This window comes from Aerococcus sp. HMSC10H05 (assembly GCF_001806975.1).
GTDB lineage: Bacteria > Bacillota > Bacilli > Lactobacillales > Aerococcaceae > Aerococcus > Aerococcus viridans_B.
Window position 1 is genome coordinate 1 of record NZ_KV786947.1, and the last position, 21,174, is coordinate 21,174.

18 protein-coding genes and 1 other RNA gene are annotated in these 21,174 nt (G+C 35.4%); 18 read left to right on the plus strand and 1 reads right to left on the minus strand.

From position 1 onward, the window contains the following. Positions 1 to 623 precede the first annotated feature (623 nt). From HMPREF3116_RS00920 to HMPREF3116_RS00930, 3 genes are all read left to right on the plus strand, one after another. Positions 624 to 890, plus strand: coding sequence for a hypothetical protein (locus tag HMPREF3116_RS00920; RefSeq protein ID WP_070466997.1), 267 nt, complete (start codon positions 624 to 626; stop codon positions 888 to 890). A 307-nt stretch (positions 891 to 1,197) separates the two neighbouring features. After that, positions 1,198 to 2,835, plus strand: coding sequence for a peptide ABC transporter substrate-binding protein (locus HMPREF3116_RS00925; RefSeq protein ID WP_070466998.1), 1,638 nt, complete (start codon positions 1,198 to 1,200; stop codon positions 2,833 to 2,835). Positions 2,836 to 3,034: 199 nt separating this feature from the next. Further along, positions 3,035 to 4,705 (plus strand): peptide ABC transporter substrate-binding protein, encoded by a 1,671-nt coding sequence (locus tag HMPREF3116_RS00930; protein ID WP_070466999.1) that lies wholly within the window; start codon positions 3,035 to 3,037, stop codon positions 4,703 to 4,705. 418 nt (positions 4,706 to 5,123) lie between these two features. On the opposite strand, the gene HMPREF3116_RS00935 is transcribed toward HMPREF3116_RS00930, so the two are convergent. Further along, positions 5,124 to 5,498: a DUF3899 domain-containing protein gene (locus HMPREF3116_RS00935; RefSeq protein ID WP_070467001.1), complete on the minus strand. Its 375-nt coding sequence runs from the start codon at positions 5,496 to 5,498 to the stop codon at positions 5,124 to 5,126. Positions 5,499 to 5,559: 61 nt separating this feature from the next. Between HMPREF3116_RS00935 and opp3b the strand changes: the two genes are divergently transcribed. The 15 genes from opp3b (at position 5,560) to HMPREF3116_RS01010 (ending at position 21,086) form a co-directional block, all read left to right on the plus strand. Next, positions 5,560 to 6,504 carry an oligopeptide ABC transporter permease gene (gene opp3b, locus HMPREF3116_RS00940; protein ID WP_070467002.1) on the plus strand — a complete coding sequence of 315 codons (945 nt, stop codon included), beginning with the start codon at positions 5,560 to 5,562 and terminating at the stop codon, positions 6,502 to 6,504. A 1-nt stretch (position 6,505) separates the two neighbouring features. Continuing rightward, positions 6,506 to 7,546, plus strand: a complete 1,041-nt coding sequence (gene opp3C, locus HMPREF3116_RS00945) for an oligopeptide ABC transporter permease (RefSeq protein WP_070467003.1) — start codon at positions 6,506 to 6,508, stop codon at positions 7,544 to 7,546. Positions 7,547 to 7,560: 14 nt separating this feature from the next. Further along, a complete protein-coding gene (locus HMPREF3116_RS00950; RefSeq protein WP_070467004.1) occupies positions 7,561 to 8,742 on the plus strand; it encodes an ABC transporter ATP-binding protein in 1,182 nt (393 codons plus the stop codon). After that, complete coding sequence (locus tag HMPREF3116_RS00955) at positions 8,735 to 9,676, plus strand: ABC transporter ATP-binding protein (protein WP_107309605.1); 942 nt, start codon at positions 8,735 to 8,737, stop codon at positions 9,674 to 9,676. The genes HMPREF3116_RS00950 and HMPREF3116_RS00955 overlap by 8 nt, the downstream gene beginning before the upstream one ends. A 104-nt stretch (positions 9,677 to 9,780) precedes the next feature. Next, positions 9,781 to 10,014 (plus strand): preprotein translocase subunit SecG, encoded by a 234-nt coding sequence (gene secG, locus HMPREF3116_RS00960; protein WP_003143098.1) that lies wholly within the window; start codon positions 9,781 to 9,783, stop codon positions 10,012 to 10,014. Between the two features lie 159 nt (positions 10,015 to 10,173). Further along, the gene (locus HMPREF3116_RS00965) at positions 10,174 to 10,932 is read left to right on the plus strand and encodes an alpha/beta hydrolase (protein ID WP_070467007.1); all 759 of its coding nucleotides are present in this window, start codon (positions 10,174 to 10,176) and stop codon (positions 10,930 to 10,932) included. Positions 10,933 to 10,936: 4 nt separating this feature from the next. Then, positions 10,937 to 13,390: a ribonuclease R gene (rnr, locus tag HMPREF3116_RS00970; RefSeq protein ID WP_070467010.1), complete on the plus strand. Its 2,454-nt coding sequence runs from the start codon at positions 10,937 to 10,939 to the stop codon at positions 13,388 to 13,390. Between the two features lie 28 nt (positions 13,391 to 13,418). Continuing rightward, positions 13,419 to 13,889: an SsrA-binding protein SmpB gene (smpB, locus tag HMPREF3116_RS00975; RefSeq protein WP_070467012.1), complete on the plus strand. Its 471-nt coding sequence runs from the start codon at positions 13,419 to 13,421 to the stop codon at positions 13,887 to 13,889. A gap of 239 nt (positions 13,890 to 14,128) precedes the next feature. Then, positions 14,129 to 16,099, plus strand: a complete 1,971-nt coding sequence (locus HMPREF3116_RS00980) for a fructose-bisphosphatase class III (protein ID WP_070467014.1) — start codon at positions 14,129 to 14,131, stop codon at positions 16,097 to 16,099. A 19-nt stretch (positions 16,100 to 16,118) separates the two neighbouring features. Then, the gene (locus tag HMPREF3116_RS00985) at positions 16,119 to 16,847 is read left to right on the plus strand and encodes a histidine phosphatase family protein (RefSeq protein ID WP_070467016.1); all 729 of its coding nucleotides are present in this window, start codon (positions 16,119 to 16,121) and stop codon (positions 16,845 to 16,847) included. A gap of 241 nt (positions 16,848 to 17,088) precedes the next feature. After that, positions 17,089 to 18,219: a YkvI family membrane protein gene (locus HMPREF3116_RS00990; RefSeq protein ID WP_070467018.1), complete on the plus strand. Its 1,131-nt coding sequence runs from the start codon at positions 17,089 to 17,091 to the stop codon at positions 18,217 to 18,219. A gap of 61 nt (positions 18,220 to 18,280) precedes the next feature. Continuing rightward, positions 18,281 to 18,645, plus strand: a transfer-messenger RNA (tmRNA) gene (gene ssrA, locus HMPREF3116_RS00995). Between the two features lie 297 nt (positions 18,646 to 18,942). Next, complete coding sequence (locus HMPREF3116_RS01000) at positions 18,943 to 19,167, plus strand: CsbD family protein (RefSeq protein WP_070467020.1); 225 nt, start codon at positions 18,943 to 18,945, stop codon at positions 19,165 to 19,167. A gap of 252 nt (positions 19,168 to 19,419) precedes the next feature. Further along, positions 19,420 to 20,367, plus strand: coding sequence for a nucleoside hydrolase (locus tag HMPREF3116_RS01005; protein ID WP_070467022.1), 948 nt, complete (start codon positions 19,420 to 19,422; stop codon positions 20,365 to 20,367). 374 nt (positions 20,368 to 20,741) lie between these two features. Beyond that, complete coding sequence (locus HMPREF3116_RS01010; RefSeq protein ID WP_003142778.1) at positions 20,742 to 21,086, plus strand: hypothetical protein; 345 nt, start codon at positions 20,742 to 20,744, stop codon at positions 21,084 to 21,086. Positions 21,087 to 21,174 lie beyond the last annotated feature (88 nt).

A 21,174-nucleotide genomic window follows, 5' to 3' on the forward strand; every position in this document is an offset into this window, starting at 1 on the left:
TTCCCACCAACACTATTTATCATAGAACCGAACTTACTACAGAAGAATGAAGATACTAAAGATAAAATGAATAAGAGTTTGGAAGGAATTTCAAAAGAAAGTGTTAAGAAGATATGAGGGGGTACAGAGATATCAAATGACTGCCTATGAAGCTAACTTAAAGAACAAACTAATATGAATAAAAGGAATAGAGTGGTTGATTCGATCGAATTTAGCTACTATTTTTATGATTAAAAATAAGAATTATATGAACTTAAAAGCAAACAGAGATTTAAAGCAAGAAACTTATATTAATTACACCAATTTACATAATTTATCGATTTTAAAATATAAAAGGATTTTTAGGAGTGTAATTAATAGTGAGGATATTCATGGGGTAATTTTTTTAAATAGTGTTTATGATTTTTCGAGCAAAAAGTTGATAAGTTTCTCTGAGGGTAGAAATTCATTAGTTCGAATAAAGTTTCATATAAAGAATTTTTTCGTAATTATGTACGGGTCTAGTCCACATTTTTGTTTTATTCGGTCTACATAATGCAGTTCAAAAATTCAGCATTGGTAAATTATAATTAAAGCCATAATTTTTGTGTAAACTAAAGTATAAATATTTGGGAGGAGTAATAATGTTTATAGTAGATTTAATTTCTAACATTCTCATTGGAATTGGAGCTATTCTATTCTGGCTATTAGCAATTTGTTTTATTCCTGTGATAATAGTAAGTCTTGATGATAATTTAAAAGTTAAATACCGAAGCTTTGTTAATTTCTATAAGAAAACCTTTAAGTGGTTACTTTTAATATTTGGAGTCATTTTTGTTTATGTTATAATAATTTGGCTAGTTTCATTAACTATCGCTATTTTCGAGGGTGTGTTCCTCTTTTGGCTATAGTAACAGATTAGAAAACAAATAATTTCTCTTAAATTAGGGCAATTTATTGCACCAATTTAGGTCGCTATAACACTTTTGAATATTCAGATAGTTAATATCTAAGCATAGGTACATGAGTATCTGTGCTTTTTGTCTTCATCAACTTCAACTTAAGTGAAAATTGCGCATACAAAGTTACACAAAGTTTTAAAAATTCTTGCATGATCATTTTTTCTGATAAAAATTATAGCTTGATACCATTGACATAATAAAATAATGAGATAAAATAAAATTTGTATTAAAATAACATTAGAAGTAGGAGATTTCTATGAAGATTAAGAAGAGTTTTTTAGTAACGTTAGTTACGGCAACATTGCTAGCTGCTTGCGGTACAAATGGGGGAAATGCAAATTCAACTGGTGGAGAATCTAAGGCAGTAGTGAATTATGTAGCACCAACTGAAATTGCTACAATGGATTCAGTATTAGCAACTGATATGAATAGTGCAAACTATATTGGGCATGTCCAAGAAGGCTTATATTGGGAAAATGATAAGAATGAAATCCAACCTGCTTTAGCTGAATCCTTGCCTGAGGTATCAGAAGATGGTTTAGTGTATACAATCAAGATGCGTGAAGATGCAACATGGTCAAATGGCGATCAAATTACCGCGCATGATTTTGTATATGCCATTCAACGTTTAGCTAATCCGGATACTGCAGCTCCATATTCATATTTATTGGCTGACTTTGAAAATGCTGAGGGTGTTTTGAATGGTGATCAAGCAGTTGAAGAATTAGGGGTTGAAGCTTTAGATGACTATACTATAGAAATTCGGTTAGATACTCCGATACCTTACATTGAAAACTTATTAGCATTTACGCCATTGTATCCGCAAAATCAAAAATTTGTTGAAGAAGCTGGAGATGCATATGGTACAGACTCTGAGAATATTGTTTTCTCTGGACCATTTACGATGACTGACTGGGATGGTACAGGACTAACTTGGTCTTTAGTGAAAAATGAAGATTACTATAATGCTGATCAAATCGCCATTGACCAAGTTGATGTTCAAGTAATCAAAGAAATTTCAACAAATGTGAATTTATTTGAAGCTGGAGATGTTGATAATTCATTATTAACAGGGGAATTGGCGAAACAATATCTAAGTCACGAAGATGCTGTACAACAAACTAAAGCAAGAAACTACTGGGTTGCGTTCAACTATAATAACGAAGTCTTCCAAAATAAAAATCTACGTGAAGCGATTGACTATGCAATTAACAATGAAGAATTGGCAACCAATGTAATTGGTGATGGTTCTAACCCTGTTTCTACATTTGTTCCAGAAAACTTTATATTCAATCCAGAAACGGAAGAAGATTTCGTATCTGAGGTTGCTATTGAAGATAAGTATGATCCAGAAGAAGCTGCAAGACTGTGGGCAATTGCGCAAGATGAATTAGGTGTTGAAACGCTAAGCTTGAGCCTACTAGGTGATGATGATGAGAAGAGTAAAACAACTGCTGAATATATTCAAGGACAAGTAGCCAATAACCTACCTGGTGTAACATTGAATTTACAGAATGTACCTAAGAAAAATCGTCTTAGCCAAGAAGAGGCACGCGATTATGATTTAGTAATTACTGGTTGGGCCGCAGATTTTGCAGATGGTATTAATTTCTTCGAATTATTCGAAACAGATGGACCATATAATCGTGGTGATTACTCAAATGAAGCATATGATAAACAAATTACTGCTGCAAAAGGCGAGCATGCGAATGATCCAGTGGCAAGATGGTCCAACTTTGTTGAAGCGCAAGAAGTGTTAACTGAAGACGCTGCTTGGGTACCTTTATACCAAGAGGTTGAGACACAATTAAGAAATCCTAATCTAGAAGGCATAACTTTCAGAACAGTTGGGAACGAATTTGATCTACGAACAGCAAGTCTAACTGCTGAATAATAAATACAATAATTGAACAAGTGTCAAGACAACTGTTGATCAAATATCAACGGTTGTCTTTATTTATGAGCGAATAATGAAATTTTTATGAAAATAATGAGAAGAAAAGATTGACAACGGATTCAAAATCTAGTAAATTGTCTCCATGTTGTAATAAATATCTAATTAAGCTTTCTGCTTAAATATGGAGGATGTTCTTATGGAAAGAAAAAGTTTATTAAAATCACTTGCAGTGATAGGTCTATCAGGTTTAGTGTTAGCGGCCTGTGGTAATGGAAGTGACAATTCAGGTTCAAATGGATCGGGCGAAAGTGAACAAGTATTGAGCTGGACGACAAGTTCTGAATTACCAACCATGGATACAACAATGGTAACCGATACAGTTTCATTCGACATGATGAATAATGTGAATGAAGGTTTATACCGTCAAAACCAAGATGGTGAGTATGAAGCTGGTGTGTTAGATGGTGAACCAGAAATTTCTGAAGATGGAACTGTATACACATACAAAATTAAAGAAGATGCTACATGGTCAAATGGGGACCCTGTAACAGCAAATGATTTTGTATTTGCATGGCAACGCTTAGTTGATCCTGATACAGCAGCACCTTATTCATATTTAGCTGATGGTATCATCCAAAATGCTACTGAAATCATCAGTGGCGAAATGGAACCTTCAGAATTAGGTGCTGTAGCTGTAGATGAAAAAACATTAGAAGTATCATATGCGAAACCAGTGCCATACTTAGAAGGCTTACTATCAATGGCACCGTTCTACCCGCTTAACCAAACATACGTGGAGGAACAAGGTGACAGTTATGCAACTAACTCAGATACAGTTTTATATAATGGACCATTTACCTTATCTGGTTGGGATGGTACAAACTTGAACTGGTCATTAGAGAAAAATGATAGCTACTGGGATGCAGATAATGTTCAGTTAGATACAGTTAAATACCAAGTATTAAAAGAAACATCAACAGCATTAAACTTATTTGATTCTGGAGAGATTGACTACACAACTGTTTCAGGTGAATATGTAGCTGCTCGTGAAGGTGATCCGAACATGGCTAATTCACCTGAATCATCAGTATTCTTTATTAAGATGAACCAAGAACGTAACGGTGAAGAAACACCATTAGCGAATACAAATATTCGTCGTGGTATCGCACAAGCAATCGATAAACAATCCTTTGCTGACCAAGTCTTACAAAATGGTTCACTACCTGCTGACTACTTAGTACCAGAAGGATTAGCAAGTAACCCATCAACAGATGTTGATTTCCGTGAAGATTCAAGTGAAGGTACAGGATTTGTTGACTATGATGTAGAGTCTGCACAAGAAGCATTCAATGCTGGTCTAGAAGAATTAGGTACAGATGCTATCACGCTTGAATTATTAGTAGATGATACTGAAAATGCGAAACGTTCTGCTGAATATATTCAAGGACAACTACAAACAAACCTACCAGGTTTACAAGTACAAATTGTTTCAGTTCCATTTAAGAACCGTGTAGCAGCTGATAATAGTCAAGACTATGATTTACAAATTTCTGGTTGGGGTGCTGACTATGCTGACCCAATTAACTACTTAGAATTATTTGTAACTGACGGTAACAACAACAACTCTGGCTACTCAAATGAAGAGTACGATGCATTAATTCAATCAGCTTCAGATGAAACTGAAGACTTAGATAAACGTTGGAATGATTTAGTAAAAGCTGAAACTTTAATTTTAGATGAAGCTGGTATTGCGCCACTATACCAACGCTATGGTGCTTACTTAGAACAACCATCTGTTGAAGGCGTTGTTCACCACCAAGTTGGTGCATCAACTTCATTCAAATGGGCTTCAAAAACAGCAGAATAAGTTTCTAGTGAGTATTCGTTGGAAGTAAAAACAACCCGCCAAATGGTGGGTTGTTTTTATTTCTGATATGTGAGGAATTTTGACGTTATATGATAATTATGTTAAAATTTGTACTGCTTTTAATGAAAAATTCTAAGAGTATGGCTAGAATCTGATAAGCAATGAACTTGCCATCAGATCGATTTATACGCGTTTTAACCCGTGTATAGGTATAAATGCTAATATTAATGCACCTTAATACCGATATAGGCTTTAAGAGGTTGTATAATAGCTAAATTAAAGGTGGAATGATAGCACTACTTACTTCAAGTTAGGTAAGAAAAATAACATGATTATGTAAAAAAATATTTCATAGTAATGATAACTAGAATAATATTTATTAAATAGAGGGCGGATAATTTGGTCCACCCCTGTAGTTCTAAATGATATAGTAGGCGATTAGGAAGCTTAAACTTATTGCGAATAAGCAGCCACCAATTTTTAGAAAACCAATGTACCAATTACCAATCGATTGGGACAAAGTTTGTACATTTTTTTCTAACCCTTCATCATTTTTTGAATTATTTTGTGAGAAAACACTAGGTTTCCACTTGCGCCAGCTGTATTGAAACAGGTCAAAAGTCCCGTCTTTAAAGATTAATCCGAATAAACCTAGGATTAAGAAGGGGGCAGACAGGTAAAAATAGCTGTTGCTTAGGAATAATAAAGTGATACCATCTTGCAGAAAAATTGATATAATAAACGGTATCGTGGCAAAAAGCAAAAGGATGCTTTTCCAACGTTTATAAATCATTGATAGATCAAATCCTTTCAGAGATGTCAATAATTTAACACAATATAGGAGGTGAAGCAATTTGAAATCGTATTACAAATATTTACTTCGAAGAGTATTTTATATGTTCTTAACAATATTTCTGATTGCAACAATTACATTTTTCTTAATGAAACTACTTCCAGGTACACCATTCCAGAATGAGGATCGGTTATCAGCGGAGCAAATCATTATTATGAACGAACGTTATGGTTTAAATGATCCAGTAATCGTCCAATACGCACGTTACATGTTAGGTGTCTTTACAGGTGATTTAGGTGTATCCTTCCAATTCTCGAATACACCAGTTACTGAATTATTAAGTAGTCGTATTGGGCCATCGTTACAATTGGGTGGTCAAGCAATTATATTCGGTACATTATTTGGTATAGTATTAGGTGTAATTTCTGCTATGTATAAAAATACATGGATTGACTCAACAGCAACCTTTGTGGCCATTTTAGGACGTTCTATTCCTAACTTCGTTTTTGCTGTATTACTACAATTAGTATTTGCGGTTCAATTAGGTTGGTTCCCAATTGCATTATGGAATGGTTCTTTTGCAGCAACAGTATTACCAACCTTAGCTTTGGCAATTTCGCCATTAGCCGATTCAAGCCGATTCATCCGTACCGAGATGGTAGATGTTTTGAATTCAGACTATATTGAATTAGCTCGTGCTAAAGGTTTAAGCAAAACGGCTGTGGCATTTAAACATGGTGTACGTAATGCGTTAATTCCATTACTGACATTATTAGGGCCTTTAACAGTTGCTTTAATGACAGGTTCAATGGTAGTAGAAAATATCTACGCAATTCCTGGTATTGGTGAGCAGTTTGTGAAATCAATCCAAACAAATGACTATCCAACAATCATGGGTATTACAATTTTATATTCATTCATGTTAGTAGCTATGTTATTAATTGTTGATGTTTTATATGGTATCGTTGATCCACGTATTCGTGTAAGTAATGAAGGAGGGAAATAAGATGGCTGAAAATAATCAAACATATCAAAAAATTGCCGCTGAAAAATTCCGTCCTGCTAAACAACATGACCATATTGCTGAACGTGAGCAAATTGCTGGAGAATCACTAAACTTTCTTCAAGATTCATGGCGTCGATTAAAGAAAAATAAGGTAGCAATTGTGTCTTTAATCGTATTAATTATTGTCATTATATTAGCCATTTTTGCACCGGTAATTGCACCTGCTGATCCTAATGCTCAAAACGTTGCATTTGCCAATTTACCACCAAAAATTCCTGGATTAGAAAACTTGGCATGGTTTGATGGTAAGTCTGAAGTTGCAGGTACGGCTGTTGATCAATATGCAACTACCAATGTACCTGAAGGCGTATATTATTATTTAGGTACTGATGCTTTAGGACGAGACTTACTATCTCGTATCTTATACGGTACGCGTGTATCTTTATTTATTGGTATGATGGCCGCTTTATTTAACCTATTAATTGGAGTGCCTTATGGTATTATTTCAGGTTGGAATGGCGGTAGAATTGATAATATCATGATGCGTTTCTTGGAAATTCTTTCAGGAGTGCCAAACTTGGTTATCGTTATTCTAATGTTATTAGTATTACAACCAGGTATCATGTCAATTATTATCGCTCTAGCTATTACAGAGTGGATTTCGATGGCGCGTGTAATACGTGCGCAAACGATGAAAATTAAAAATCAAGAGTATATCTTGGCTGCCCGTTCTTTAGGTGAATCTCCATGGAAGATTTCCTTCCGTCATATCTTACCTAACTTGTCAGGTATTATAATTATCCAAACAGTATTCTCGATTCCGTCTGCGATTTTCTTCGAAGCGTTCTTGAGTTTCATCGGTTTAGGTATTCCAGCACCAAATGCTTCTTTAGGTACATTGATTAATGATGGATATAAGACATTTAGATTCTTACCTCATTTAATGTGGTACCCAGCGGGTGTAATCTGTATTGTGATGATTGCATTCAATATGTTAGCAAATGGTTTGCGTGATGCTCTAGATCCAAAAACGAATGATTAAGGAGTTGAGCAGAATTGAGTAATAAAACAGAAAACATTTTAGAAGTAAAAGATTTAGAAATTAATTTCAAAACGTATTCTGGTGATGTTCAAGCCATTCGTAAAGTAAACTTTGACTTGAAACATGGAGAAACGTTAGCAATCGTGGGTGAATCTGGTTCAGGTAAGTCTGTAACAGTTCGTACAATCATGCGTTTATTAGCTAATAATGCTGATATTAAAGGTGGAGAAATCCTTTTTAACGGTGAAGACTTATTGAAAAAGTCAGAAAAGGAAATGCAAGATATCCGTGGTAAAGATGTTGCCATGATCTTCCAAGATCCGATGACGTCATTAAATCCTACTATGAAAATTGGTAAACAAATTGCTGAACCAATTATCTTGCATCAAGATAAATCTAAAAAAGAAGCATATGCGAGAGCAGAAGAACTACTAGAATTGGTTGGTATTCCTAACGCACATGAACGTATGGATCATTACCCACATCAATTTTCAGGTGGACAAAGACAACGTATCGTTATTGCAATTGCTTTGGCATGTAATCCGCGTATCTTAATTGCGGATGAGCCAACAACTGCGTTAGATGTGACTATTCAAGCGCAAATACTTGAATTGATGAAAGAATTACAAAATAAAATTGATACTTCAATCATTTTTATTACACATGACTTGGGTGTGGTAGCTAACGTTGCAGATCGTGTAGCTGTAATGTATGCAGGTAAAATTGTGGAATATGGTGACGTAGATGAAATCTTCTTTAATCCACAACATCCATATACATGGGGGTTAATCGGTTCAATGCCTACACTAGATACTGCTGGGAAATTGGTTTCAATTCCTGGTACACCACCAGACTTGTTAGACCCACCTAAAGGGGATGCCTTTGCACTACGCTCTGACTATGCGATGGAAATTGATTACGAGGAAGAACCGCCATTATTCCAAGTATCGTCTACCCATGCAGCAGCAACTTGGTTACTACACCCAGATGCTCCTGCCGTAGAAGCACCAGCTGAAATTCAACGACGTTATAAAATCTTTGAAAGTCTATCAAAAGGTATTATTCCTGAAGGTTATAATGATGGAGCGCCTCATGTAACATTAGATGAACATACTGAAGTCATCACATCTTCAGATCCTGAAGGTGTAATTACCACAGGTGAAGGGAATATGAAAGGAGATGATTCAATTGGCTAATGAGCAAGAACCGATCTTAAAAGTTAGAAATTTAAAACAATATTTTAATGAAGGATCAAAAGGTGAAGTACGTGCAATTGATGATATCTCTTTTGATATTTTAAAAGGAGAAACATTTGGTTTAGTAGGTGAGTCTGGTTCAGGAAAAACAACAACTGGGCGTGCGGTAATGCGACTTTACCAACCAACTTCAGGCGAAATTATTTTTGAAGGTAAAGATATTGCTTCATTAAAAAGTCGCCACGATATGTTGGACTTCCGTAAAGATATCCAAATGATCTTTCAAGATCCATATGCATCTTTAAACCCTCGTATGAAGGTTGAAGACATTATTGCTGAAGGACTTGAAATCCATGGCTTAGTCAAAAATAAAGCGGAACGTAAAGCGAGAGTTGCTGAATTATTAGAACAAGTAGGTTTGAACCCGCAACACGCTACACGTTACCCACATGAGTTCTCAGGTGGACAACGTCAACGTATTGGTATTGCACGTGCATTAGCAGTGGCACCAAAAATGATCGTGGCAGATGAGCCTATATCAGCGCTTGATGTGTCAATTCAAGCCCAAGTAGTAAATTTACTTGAAGAATTACAAGAAGACTTTGGTTTAACTTTCCTATTCATTGCCCATGACCTTTCGATGGTTAAATATATTTCTGATCGCATTGCAGTAATGTATATGGGTAAAATAGTTGAACTTGCTGATGCTGATGAATTGTATTACCACGGTTTGCATCCGTATACGAAAAGTCTTTTATCTGCAATTCCATTGCCAGATCCGATATATGAACGTAACCGTAGACGGATTACATATAACCATGAACCTTTCAAAGGGGATGAGCAAATGGTTGAAATAGCTCCAAATCACTTTGTATATTGTTCACCAAATGAAGTTGAATTATATAAAGAAATGCGTGCAAATCAAGATAAATAAACTTTTGAAAAAGGTGACTTCGGTTGCCTTTTTCTTTTGCTATAATTGTATGAAAAGATTACTTGTGGTAGAATAACAAGGACAATAAAACGGAGGGGTATCTTTTGTATAATATATTATTAACCATTCTGATTATTATCGCTTTTTTACTTATACTAGTAGTTGTTGCACAACCTTCAAAAGGCAATAGTGCAAGCAATCTAACTGGTGGAGGCGATGCAATGTTTGGTAAAAAGAAAAAAGCACGCGGATTTGAAGCTGTTTTAAATCGATTTACAATCATTTTAGGTGTTGCATTTATGGTGATTGCCTTACTATTAGCAAACTTATCTTCATGAAATTAGGGCGGTTCTAATATAGAGCCGCTATTTTTATGTCCTTTAGTTGAACAGACTAATGCAATTAATTGATTTAAATACGAATAAAACTTACAATGAAATAGCGAAGTCATTATATATAAATGATGATAATATACGAAGATTGAGAGTGGATTATTCATGCAAACAAAAATACCAGAACCGTTTTTCTTTGAAGGAGATGAAAGAGCGGTTATCCTTTTTCATGCATATACAGGAAGCGCTAACGATGTGCGCATGTTGGGGCGTCGTTTAAATAGAGAAGGCTATACTGTTTATGCACCGCATTTAACTGGTCATGCTACTATGGATGTTTTCGACCTAGTTAAAGAAGGTAACCCTGATGCTTGGTTACAAGATGGACAAAATGCTTATAATTTTATGATTGAAAAAGGTTATAAAAATATTGCTGTCTTTGGACTATCTTTAGGAGGATCAGTGGCTACTTCAGTCATTTTAAATAATCCAGCGATTGGTGGCGGTGTATTTAATTCTCCAATTGTAACAGACCAATCAATTATTGAATCGAATGTACCAACATCATTTATGACATATGCTAAGCAAGTACTAAAATATGCCGGGAAAACACAAGAAGAAATTAATCAAAGAGAAAACCAATTATCCAAACAATTACATGCTACACTTACTGGAATCCAAGCAATGAACCAAAAAATAAGAGAACGATTAGTTGAATTGAAAGTGCCTTTCTACATTGCCGCATCTGGTAAAGATGAATTAGTAGACCCGACAGCTGGTGAACAGTTAGCAGATACTATTACCACTGCGCCTGTTCATTTGAGCACCTTTAATTCAGCAACACATGTCATTACTGTCGGAAAGTATCATCATGAATTTGAAGATACAGTTATAGAATTTTTAACCAACCTAAATTGGGAGTGAAATAGTGAGTAGAAAAATAAATTATATGAAAAAAGAGCTGCTTGCCGAATTAGCAGATTCTTCAAAAAAATATACAGCACAGACATTAAGTCAAGCCTTGTCTTATGACCAGGCTGACGATTTTGCTGATTTGGTAAAAGCAATTGCACAATTAGAACAAGTAGGAGAGATCGCGATTACTAGTAACGGTACTTTGAGCCTAAAACAAAATAAACGCTATTATACTGGAGTTTTTACCCAAAATGCACGAGGATTCGGCTTTGTTAAAACTGACGAACTTGAAAAAGATATCTTTATTGGTAAGGGAAAAACGAACGGCGCATTACAAAATGATGAAGTGAAGGTAAAAGTTACTAAAGAAGCACACCTAGCGAATGATAAATCTGCAGAAGGGGAAATTGCTGAAGTACTCGTTCGACATACAACAAGATTAACAGGAGAGTTTACGCCTTTTAATGATCAAGATAAAGTTGATACTGGCTTTATAGGTAGCGTGAAACCACAGAACCATGGTTATGATAATTTAACTGCTTTAGTTAAGCCAGACGGATTACATCCAGTTGAAGGGGAAATTGTTGTTGTTGATTTAGTCGACTATCCAGACGATCAACATCCTTTCGCTGTTGCCGGCAACGTTATTCAACAAATTGGCCATAAAGATGAACCTGGTGTAGACATACTCGCAATCCTAAATATGTTTGAGATTCCACATGAGTTTTCTGAGGAAGTTTTAGCGCATGCGAATGAAGTGCCAGAATCAATATCGAATAATGACCTACAAGGCCGGAAAGACCACCGTGACCTATTAACGATTACAATTGACGGTGCAGATGCTAAAGACTTGGATGATGCCATATCATTGAGTATATTACCAAATGGCCATTATCAGCTTGGCGTGCATATTGCTGATGTCTCTTATTATGTGACAGAAGGTTCTCCTATGGATAAGGAAGCTTATGAACGTGGTACTTCAGTGTACCTTACTGACAGAGTAGTGCCCATGTTACCGCAACGACTTTCTAACGGAATTTGTTCATTACATCCAAATGTTGACCGTTTAACTATGTCAGCTATTATGGAAATTGATCATAATGGTGGTGTCATTAATTACGATATCCATCCGTCTATTATCCATTCTGATTACAGAATGACTTATAACGATGTGAATGCGATAATTACGGACAAAGATCAGGCATTGCGAGAAAAATATAGTGAAATTACTGATATGCTTGAGAATATGGCTAGCTTACACGAAATTCTATATAACAAACGTGTGAGCCGAGGAGCAATCGATTTTGATTCTCGTGAGGCAAAAATCCTTGTAGATGATGAAGGACATCCAACAGCAATTGAAGTGCGTGAGCGCGGGGTTGGTGAACAAATGATTGAATCGTTCATGTTATCAGCCAATGAAACAGTGGCTGGTCATTTTACAAAAAAAGTCCTTCCATTTATCTATCGTGTCCATGAGCAACCGGATGAAGATAGAATGCAAAGTTTCCTAGAATTTGTCACGGCTTTTGGTATTGTAGCCAAAGGGACTAAATCTTCCATTCGTCCAAAAGATATCCAAGATATCTTGCGTGAAGTTGAAGGGGAAACCTTCCAACCAGTTGTAGCAATGATGTTATTACGCTCTATGAAACAAGCTCATTACGATATTGAGCCCATTGGACATTATGGTTTAGCAGCGGAAGATTATACGCATTTTACTTCACCTATTCGACGGTATCCGGATTTAATTGTTCACCGTTTAATTCATTTTTATGAAGATCATGCGCGCCCTAATGCTGAAAAACAAGAAAAAATGAAGATAAAATTATCTGATATTGCAGAGCATTCATCCAAAATGGAACGTCGTAGTGTAGACGCTGAGCGTGAAACAGATAGTTTGAAGAAAACTGAATTTATGTTGGATAAAATTGGCATGGAGTTTGAAGGAATAATCTCTTCTGTAACAGGATTTGGATTGTTCGTTGAACTACCCAATACAGTAGAAGGTCTAGTGCATATTTCTATGCTAAAAGATGACTATTACAACTTTGTAGCAAGTCACTTAGTAATGATTGGTGAACGTACGGGTAAAACTTACCGTATTGGTGATAAAGTAACTGTTAAAGTTATCGATGTGAATACTGATACACGAGATATTGATTTTATCATTGTAAAAAGCGAAGATAACGTTGAATCATCTGCATTACTACGTCAAAATACACGTAAAGGTGGACGGGGGAATAATAAAGGCCGTAAAGGTAATAATAGAAGTCGTAGACGTCAGCAAGAAAAACAAAAAGACGGTAGTCCTAAACGTAGTGAGAAGTCTGCTTCTGATAAACCTTATAAGAAGAAACAAAAGCATACCGGTAAAACAGGCCATAAAAAGAAAAAATCGAATAAAAAAAATAAAAAAGCAAATCAAAAACGTAGCTTTGTTATTCGTCAAAGTAAGCGTAAATAATTGATTTGTAGAATTAGAAGGTGACTAAATGGCAAAAAGCAGGAAAGTACAAAAGGATGATAATGTTGTTGCCCGTAATCGAAAAGCCAATCATGACTATACGATTTTAGATACGATTGAGTGTGGTGTGGTCTTAAAAGGAACAGAAATTAAGTCTGTTCGCCAGTCTCGTTTAAATTTAAAAGACGGTTTCGCTAGAATTGAGCGAGGTGAAGTGTGGATGTACAATGTTCATATATCTGAATTTGAACAAGGTAACATGTTTAACCATGATCCAATTCGTCCACGTAAACTTTTATTAAAGAAATCAGAGATTAATAAATTATTAAAAGAGACACAAAGGGAAGGTCATACCTTAGTGCCACTAAAAGTTTATATCAAGCGTGGCTATGCAAAAGTATTGCTCGGCATAGCTGAAGGTAAGAAAAAATATGATAAACGTCGTGCTTTAAAAGAAAAAGATATGAAGCGAGAAGCGCAACGGGCTCTAAAAATGTAAGTATAAGCATACCCATATTAAAACTGCAAAGTTTATGGGTATGCTTTTTTATGTACAATTATTAACGAATAATGGTCGTATAAAAGAATGTTTTATATAATATAAGAAATGTACTAGAATAAAGGATGATAGCGATTCTAACATTCAAATATTTGAAAAATGTTATCAGGTGAAAGATTGCAATTTTTATCTTCTGTAAAACATGGTATGATGGCTTAAAGAAAGTGAGTGAAGCAGTAATGGACTACAATGAACGTTATTTATTATTATTATCTGAACAATTTCCTGATATTGCCTCAGTGACAACTGAAATCATTAATTTAGAAGCGATAATGGAACTACCAAAAGCAACAGAACATTTTATTAGTGACCTCCATGGCGAATATGATGCTGTTTCACATGTATTAAGAAATGGTTCTGGAAATATAAAAGAGAAAATTCGTGAGATTTTCCAAAATCGCTTATCTAGTAATGAGATGAATCAATTAGCGACACTTGTTTACTATCCAGAAGAAAAATTAGAACGTATTTTAATGGATATGACAAGTGTAGAAGAGAAAAATGAGTTTTATACCCTGACGATTTCAAGAATGATTGAATTAGGTCAATTTGTGGTATCTAAATACACGCGCTCAAAGGTACGTAAGGCAATGCCTAAGGACATGTCTTATATCCTTGAAGAGCTCTTATTTAAAGACTCAATACTGACGAATAAAGGCTCTTACTATTGGAATATTATTCAAAATGTCATCGAATTAGGTGCTGCAAATCGTTTGATTGAGGCATTATCAGAATTAATGCAGGAATTAGTTGTTGACCATTTACATGTCTTAGGAGATATCTATGACCGTGGGCCATCACCTGATAAGATCATTGATTTATTGATAGCACAGAAATCAATTGATATACAATGGGGAAACCATGATGCTATCTGGATGGGCGCCGCTTCAGGTTCACGTGTTTTAATCGCTAACGTGCTAAGAATTTGTGCGCGGTACGATAATTTAGAAATCATTGAGGATGGCTACGGCATTTCACTAAGACCACTTGTTGCCTTTGCAGAAGCAACATACCCGGATGAATCGATCAAAGAATTCATGCCTAAGATTGATGACACGATTGATCGTTTTCCAGAAGAAGTGAGTCAAATTGCTAAGATGCAGCAGGCGATTACAATTATACAATTTAAATTGGAGGCACAAGTCATTAAACGCCATCCTGAATTCCAGACAGATAATCGATTGTTCCTAGATAAATTAAATTTAGAAAAAGGTACTGTTCTTGTTGATGGAAAGGAATATGCTCTCAAAAATACGACTTTCCCTACAGTAAATCCAGAAGATCCATTCAAACTTACAGAAGATGAGGAGTATGTGATGGCTAAATTGCAAGCAGGATTTTTAAATTCGGAGCGATTACAAAAGCACATTGCTTATCTTTATAGTAAAGGATCATTGTATAAAGTATATAACGAGAACTTGTTATACCATGGATGTATTCCAATGAATGATGATATGTCATTTATGTCTGTCGAGATTCACGGTCGTTCATATGCGGGACGTGAATTGTTAGATCAGTTTGAGAAATCAATGCGTCAAGCATATGCAGCAAAAGGAACCAATGAAGATGAAAATCCAGACTTAGATTATATGTGGTATATATGGCAAGGGGAAGGATCATCATTATTTGGAAAGACCAAAATGACTACTTTTGAGCGTTACTATATTGAAGATGAAGAAACGCATCATGAACCGAAGAATATTTACTATACGCTACGGAATGAAAAAGAATGTGCTGAACTGATACTAAAAGAGTTTGGTATTCAACCAGATAGGGGACACATAGTCAATGGTCATACACCAGTTAAGGAACGTAAAGGGGAAGACCCAGTTAAAGCTGAAGGCAAATTACTAGTGATTGATGGTGGTTTCTCAAAAGCTTATCAACCTACAACTGGACTAGCTGGTTATACCTTACTTTACAATTCATTTGGTATGCTTTTAGTTAGTCATCAGCCGTTTTCAAGTGTAGCGGACGCAGTAGAACATGAAACGGACATTGTGTCTACTCGAAGAATTATCGATAAAGAGCTTGAAAGATTACAAGTTCGTCAAACGGATGTTGGGGTGAGGTTAGAAGATCAAGTTGTGCAATTAAAAAAATTACTACACGCTTATAGAAATGGTACAATAAGACCAAGAGTAGTGTAATTTGAGGAGGAATGTATTCATGTCAAAAGGTGTGACGATTTACTTCATGCGTCATGGAGAAACTTATTTAAACTATTATGGACGTATGCAAGGGTGGGCTGATGCGCCACTAACGCCACGCGGAGAAGAAGATGTACGTAGCAGCGGTCGTGGATTGGCCGATATTGAGTTTTCTGCAGTGTATACGAGTGATCTACAACGTACGGTAAAAACAGCAGAACTTATTTTAGATGAAAATAAAGCAACTGCCAAAGATATTGAAATAGAAAAGCGTCCAGAGTTTAGAGAAGTTTTCTTTGGTTCTTTTGAAGGATTAGACGCAAGAGGGTTGTGGGATAAAGTAACAGAGATTGCTACTGGTAATGATGGTTCCTATACTGGAGCAACTTCGGATGAAAGTGTACGCTTAGAATTGAATGCCTTCAAAGAAATGGATCCATATCATGATGCGGAAAACTTTATGGAATTTTGGATGCGAGTGGAATTAGGTTTGATTGATGTGATTACAAAACATAGAGAAACCGATCAAACGATTTTAATTGTGAGTCATGGGATGACTATCCGTAATATGATTCATGAATTAATTCCGCAATTTAAGATCGATTCCATGCTAGATAATGCGAGTGTATCTGTTGTAAGATATCAAGATGGCTTATATCATCTTGAGGCATTTAACCAAACAGATCACTTTGCGCGTAAAGAAATCAATGATCAAGAAACAGATCTTGATCATGAGGATATTTCTTAATCATATAAAGTTTAATGGTGAGTACACAAGCAAATTTCCCTTGCTTGTACTCACTTTTTTTATTATCGATAAATTCTATATTATAGATAAAAGCCGAAGAGAATGGGATACAACAAGCTTTATTTTACCTACAAATTTATAAATTATGATATACTATATTGTGTATTTTTTTGAAAAAAACTTAACAAAAAGAAAGGAATATTTACAAGTGGATAAAAATAGTAGTAGGTGGCAAACCGTAATGGTAATGGCTGGTGCAATGATGGCATCACTCATTGGATCTGGTTATGCAACAGGTCAAGAAGTCATTCAATACTTTGTTTCAAAAGGTTGGATGGGGCTTGTTTCAATTTTTGTCATGTTTTTATGCTTTGCTTTTATGGGGTATACCTTATTTACAACTGGATATCGGCACCAAGATAAATTAGAAAATACCAATGATATTTTTGAATTATATTCAAATAAAATGATTGGTAAATTCTATGAATACCTTTCTATTGTAGTTATTTTCTTAACTTATACGGTAATGATCGCGGGAGCCGGTGCGACACTAAACCAGCAATTTGATACACCTATCATTGTTGGCTCAATACTGATGTTTATAGTGGTTGCAGGTGTTGTAATGCTTGGATTAGAAGCCTTAACTAATATTTTAGGGAGTTTGGGACCTATGATTGCTATCGTTGCCATGTTACTAGGTTTATATGGTTTAATCACCAACTTTAACGAATTACCCAATATATCAAGTTCAATCGAAAGTGCTTTGGCAAATGGAGAAATTCAGACTTCGTCAGGGAATTGGCTTGTGTCAGGTCTTAATTATGTAGGGTATAACCTTATCTTATTTGCAGGTTTTCATAGCCAAGCTGGGGGAGAAGCTAACAGACGTAAAGATGCCGCATATTCTGGTTTAATCGGTGGAGGGGGCTTTAGTATTGCGATTCTTGTTTCTTATTTTGGTTTCATGGCTTCCTTCAATTTAGTGGGTAGATCAGCTGTTCCTACTTTGTCTTTAGCTAATGAGATTCATCCTTACCTAGCTTACTTCTTTGTTGCTATTATCATGATAGGAATCTTTACTACTGCTGTTACATTACTTTGGAATACAGTATCTAACTTCTCAGATGATGGTACTAAAAAGCAAAAAGTTCTTACATTAATTATCGGTTTTATTGGTTTGATTATCGGTTCAATGATTTCATTTGGTTCTTTATTAAACATTGTTTATAACGTTGCTGGTTATTTCGGGATTGCCTTTATGTTTCTAATGCTAGTCCGTCACATTCAATGGGGTAGAGCTACTAAAGAAAAAGGGATAAATAAAGAAAATCGTTTATCATCAGCGATTTTCTTTATTCATTGTCTTGAGTGAAGGGAACTCGGCTATGTTGACCTATTAGTGAAATATATGATATGATTAAGGATACATTCGCGGGGGTGTTATTGGATTCGACAGGCATTGCCCGATGTATGACCACTACTCGGAGGTTACGGCTTCGTAACAACGTTACCAGTTTAAATATAACTGACAAACAAGAAACAAACACTTTAGCTTTCGCTGCCTAATAACAGCTAGCTAAGATTCGCCCAGCGTCACCTATGCGTTGGTGCCGAGTCCTATTATAGTAGGTTACGTTCTAAACTTCCGTCTGGAGTAAGGAAAAGAGATTAATCAGACTAGCAATCTAACTGGTTTGTTTATTCACCATTAGTGCGCGAATTTGAGAATAAACTATAGTGGTAAAAGTTATATAATCGGAGTGTTTGGACAGGGGTTCAAATCCCCTCACCTCCATTTTGAGTATATTAAAGCTCATCATATAAACTCAAGAATGTTGATATATCAATGTTCTTGAGTTTTTGCTTATCAAAGAAGATCATAGAAAATCAAAACATTTTGCACGCTAGTTGTCTTAAATTCAATATTTGATATGAAAGTGTAATCAGGATAAGCATTCACATGTGTCGTTTCTATAAATATCTATAATTAACAAATGGATATTGTAAACGTATAAATTGAAGAGAGCCTTTTCGTTTGTAATCAATTGCATATATGCTATAATGTATATACATTATAAAGAAAGAGGTTGATAGCATGACAGATGAAAACAACGGTACTTTCGATAAAATTAAAGGTTCAGTAAATGAAACAGTCGGAAAGGTGACTGGTGACAAAGAGCAAGAAGGTAAAGGTAAAGGCCAACAAGCTCGCGGTGAAGTAGAAGAAAAGGTAAACGATACTAAAAAAGCCTTTAACGATGCAAAAGAAGACGTGAAAGGTCGTTTGGATGGTTTTGCCAATAACGACGAAGATAAATAAATTTCTCAAATAAACGTAAGAAAAGATGTGGTTATCAAACCACATCTTTTTTATTGCTTCAATAATATTTGAATGAATTATCTGTTTATTGATATAGGTTACTGCTTCGTGTTGGTTTGAATAAGGAGTATAGTTCGTGACTATAACTAAGTTCATAAATTAAGTTTCAGCCAACATCGTCTATCTCCAATTAATAATATAGGCTATAATTTAAGATAGATAAGTAAAATATACCTGGGAGGTTTAATATTTATGAGACGTGTAATTATTGATTCGGATACAGCTGGGGACGATACAACAGCGATTTTGATGGCTTTAAAGTATTTCAAAGTTGAAGGTGTAACAATTGTGGCAGGAAATGTAGCTTTTGATCAAGAAGTTGAGAATGCCTTAACCACTATTGAAACCTATAATCCTGGGTACAAGGTCCCTGTTTATAAGGGTTACCAAAGTCCTATGACAGCTTTACCGAATGCGAAGCATGATACAGTTGAAGAAATTCAAGGAGGCAACGGCATGGGAGATGCTGTTTTTCCTAAACCCCAACAAGAACCCGAAGATGAGCATGCAGTAGACTTTATTATCGATACTATTAAAGCAAATCCTGGTGAAATTGAAATTCTAGCTTTAGCACCTTTAACCAATATTGCGATGGCAATAAAAAAAGCACCCGAAATTATGAATGATATCAAACATATTTGGATTATGGGTGGCGTTAATAACCGTTTAGGAAATATGAATGTATCAGCTGAATATAATTTCTATGTAGATCCTGAAGCAGCAAGGATTGTCTTAAATGCAACGACTGCTAAAACAATGGTAACTTGGGATGTTTCTCTAGACTTTGGTGTCATGTATGAAGAAGATATTGAGGAAATCCAAGCACTAAATACAAAAGGGTCAAAATTCTTCCTGGATATTAATATGTTTGTTCGTGAGTTTGAATTGGCTAAACGAGGTATTGATGGCATTACATGTACAGATTCTCTACTAGTAGCTGTTGCAGCCGTACCAGAATTGATGCTTCAAGCGACTGAATATTACGTGGATGTTGAAACACAAGGACAATTCGCACGTGGCTATAATATTGTGGATTGGGAAGAAGAATTTAAACGTACACCGAATTGTCGAGTGGTAGAACGTATTTCCAGTCAAGGATTTAAAAATCAATTGGTAGACTTATTAGCAGGTATTCAATAGGGGATTTTATGGTAAATTAGCAGGATTAAGAACAGAAATGAATGAACATCAACAAATGATGCTAAGCAGATGTCGTTTTATTTGCTAAAACCTGTGAGAATTGTTTGTATATTCGCAAGTTTTTGTCAACTAAAGTATTAGATAGATCTTATTTGATGATGCAAAAACAGTCAAATCTAGGGTTGAAAATTTCTTAAAAAAGCATGAGAAAGACATTTTTAATTTAACTTATAGAGAGGCGGAGAAATATTTTCTCTTAGAAAAAACCAGATAAAAAGCCACTTTTGAATAGGTTAAGCCTTTAAATTATTATTAAAATACCAAATATGGTATAATAACAATTAGAAGGCGCATGGTTAACTAGGAGGCTATATATGAGTATTAAAGTCACAGATGAAATGCAAGAATTAGTCGGAACTGAGTTACGTCGTGGTACAAGTAAATCCAGAATTGCATCGCTACTAGATTTACCGTACGATGAGGCAGTGGAAGTCATCAATACTGTAAAAGAGTCTGTACGACCAGATATAGGAGACGAAATACGCTTCACCTTCCGTGAACGCAACATGGTAGGAAGAATTGAAAAATTATTAACAAACTCAGCAGTTGTTAAAATTTATTGGGATTATTCTGATGAAGAAATGCGAGAAATTTGCGAATCAAAAACAATTGTCAATTTTAAAGATATCGATGAGTATGTTAAAGTGCCTTCTAGCTAATGTATACGTATGAATAACAGTAAATGAAAGTCGAGATGAATATCTCGGCTTTTTTACTTGGTGCGCCCGGCATGGGCGCTAACTTGGT

Coding starts and splice junctions, on each gene's coding strand:
- HMPREF3116_RS01000 (WP_070467020.1), top strand. CDS start 18,943: ATGACAGATGAAAACAACGGTACTTTCGATAAAATTAAAGGTTCAGTA.
- HMPREF3116_RS00980 (WP_070467014.1), top strand. CDS start 14,129: ATGGACTACAATGAACGTTATTTATTATTATTATCTGAACAATTTCCT.
- HMPREF3116_RS00920 (WP_070466997.1), top strand. CDS start 624: ATGTTTATAGTAGATTTAATTTCTAACATTCTCATTGGAATTGGAGCT.
- HMPREF3116_RS00990 (WP_070467018.1), top strand. CDS start 17,089: ATGGTAATGGCTGGTGCAATGATGGCATCACTCATTGGATCTGGTTAT.
- HMPREF3116_RS01010 (WP_003142778.1), top strand. CDS start 20,742: ATGAGTATTAAAGTCACAGATGAAATGCAAGAATTAGTCGGAACTGAG.
- HMPREF3116_RS00930 (WP_070466999.1), top strand. CDS start 3,035: ATGGAAAGAAAAAGTTTATTAAAATCACTTGCAGTGATAGGTCTATCA.
- opp3C (WP_070467003.1), top strand. CDS start 6,506: ATGGCTGAAAATAATCAAACATATCAAAAAATTGCCGCTGAAAAATTC.
- HMPREF3116_RS00965 (WP_070467007.1), top strand. CDS start 10,174: ATGCAAACAAAAATACCAGAACCGTTTTTCTTTGAAGGAGATGAAAGA.
- HMPREF3116_RS01005 (WP_070467022.1), top strand. CDS start 19,420: ATGAGACGTGTAATTATTGATTCGGATACAGCTGGGGACGATACAACA.
- HMPREF3116_RS00925 (WP_070466998.1), top strand. CDS start 1,198: ATGAAGATTAAGAAGAGTTTTTTAGTAACGTTAGTTACGGCAACATTG.
- HMPREF3116_RS00985 (WP_070467016.1), top strand. CDS start 16,119: ATGTCAAAAGGTGTGACGATTTACTTCATGCGTCATGGAGAAACTTAT.
- HMPREF3116_RS00935 (WP_070467001.1), bottom strand. CDS start 5,498: ATGATTTATAAACGTTGGAAAAGCATCCTTTTGCTTTTTGCCACGATA.
- smpB (WP_070467012.1), top strand. CDS start 13,419: ATGGCAAAAAGCAGGAAAGTACAAAAGGATGATAATGTTGTTGCCCGT.